The sequence below is a fragment of the Pseudomonas taiwanensis DSM 21245 genome, from assembly GCF_000425785.1.
Classification (GTDB): domain Bacteria; phylum Pseudomonadota; class Gammaproteobacteria; order Pseudomonadales; family Pseudomonadaceae; genus Aquipseudomonas; species Aquipseudomonas taiwanensis.
Window position 1 is genome coordinate 1 of the sequence record NZ_AUEC01000060.1, and the last position, 2,043, is coordinate 2,043.

General features: G+C 68.0%; 1 protein-coding gene. It reads right to left on the reverse strand.

The window, feature by feature from the left end; translation table 11 throughout:
- Positions 1–2,043 (reverse strand): type VI secretion system Vgr family protein (locus tag H620_RS0118800; protein WP_027907863.1); only part of this gene is annotated, 2,043 nt, incomplete at both ends.

Here is a 2,043-nt window from a genome sequence, read left to right on the forward strand (position 1 = left end):
TGGGTGATACCCGCCGCGTTGTACGTGGTGGCGCTGCCGCCGCCTTGCACGACCAATTCGGTCTTGGCGGTTAGCACGATGCGGTCGGCATTGGCGGTGATGTCGAGCTTGGCCAGCAGGTTGATGTTGTCTTTCAGCGCGCGGATATCGATGTCGCCCGCAGCCGCCACCAGTCTCCAGCCCAGGCTCTGCACGAACAGGCGCATGCCCTGGCTGGCACTGGCCAGCAGGCGTTTGCCGATCGACAGGCTGGTGTGCCCGGTACTGCTCAGGGCCAGGTGCTCACCGGTCGACACGTGCGTCGGCCCTGGCGTGGTCAGGGCGATGCCGGCAGGGCTGGCGAGCACCAGGTGCGGCTGGGTGAGTTCGGGAAACTCATTGGCGCTCTGGTTGGCCGGGCCGCTGCCGAGAATGCCCTGATGCTGCTCGTGCAGTCGCTTGGCCACCTCGTCCTGATCGCCTGGCTCCTGTGCCTGCATCTGCTTGGCCAGTTCAGCCAGGCTGTCCTGCTGCTCGCTGGCGGTGGCCAGGCGCTCGGCCGTCTCGGGCAGGTCCTTGTGGTGCCTGGCTTCGTTCGGCCGGGGCTCGGTGGTGATCAGCAGGCCACCAGCGGCGCGCACGGCGCCGTGGCGGTCGGTGCGCAACTCGAAGCCTTCACCGCGCGGGGCGCCGCCGCTCGGCCGGGGGTGGGTCAGGTAGCCGAGGTTCAGCGCACTGGCGCCGTGGTCGCTGCGCAGGGCGATGCTGATTTCACCGGTGGTGTCGTCGATGCGCAGTTCGTTGCCGCGGCTGCCCTTGTATTCCTTGCTCTTGATCGTGGCCAGGGTCTTGAGGTCGGGCAGCTTGTAGTGCGGCATGTTCACGCCGTGGTACAGGCAGCCGGTCACCAGCGGCTGGTCGGGGTCGCCTTCAAGGAAGCTGACCAGCACTTCCATGCCCACGCGGGGCAACTGCAGGCCGGCGATGCCCTGGCCGGCCCAGCCGGAGGCGACGCGCAGCCACACGCTGGACTTGTCGTCGGCCTGGCCTTCGCGGTCCCAGAAGAACTGCACCTTGATGCGGCCGTATTCGTCGCAGTAGATCTCTTCGCCGGCCGGGCCGCTGACCACGGCGCGCTGGTCGCCCAGCACCCGGGGCTTGGGGTGGCGCAGCGGCGGGCGGTACGGGGCGTCCCACGGCGTGGCGGTGAAGGTGTTGCGGTAACCCTGCTGGAAACCGTCGTACTTCGCGTCGATGTCGCTGGTGATGACTTCTTCCAGCACCTGCGGCTGGCGGCCTTGGTGGTGCACGGCGAGCAGCAGCCAGAGGTCGTTCCAGGCCGCGTTGGGGTGGCTGGCCAGGGCCAGGAAGTGCCCGCTGGCCAGCAGCGGTTGGTCACTGCGGCCCTCGGCCTGGCGGAAGTCGCTGCGGTGGCGCTCCAGGGCGCGGGTGGCCAGGTGCTTGCCACGGGCGCGGTCGAGGAAGCGGCCGGGGTAGTCGTAGTCTTCAAGGTCCGGCTCGGCGTGGCTGACGGCCTCGCCTTCGAGCTGGATCAGCGGCTTCTTGAAGTCGTAGTCGCGGCGCGTGACGCTGCTGGTGCGGGTTTCCAGGCGCAGGGCGAAGCCCTTGATCATCGGCGTGTCGGCGACCAGCCCGGCGTCGTGCTGGAAGCTGACCGGGGCCAGTTTGGGAAACACCGTCTGGTCGTCGCCGAACACCAGCAGGTGGCCGTCGGCGCGGTGACGAAAGTGATAGTGGATGCCTTCTTCTTCGCACAAGCGCTGGATGAAGTGCAGGTTGGACTCGTCGTACTGCACGCAGTATTCGCGTTGCGGGTACTGCGCGCCCAACTGGAACTGGTAGGCATTGGCGAGGATGCCATGCTCCTCCAGGACCAGGGCGATGATCTGCGGCACGGTCTTGTGCTGGAACATGCGCTGGTTGATGCGGTGGTCCAGGTACGCCAGCTGCGGGCGCAGGGTGACCTGGTAGCGGGTCAGGCGCTTGCCCGACTCGCCCTGGGCGGCGCGATAGATCAGGCCGTGCAGGCCACGGCCGGCATCG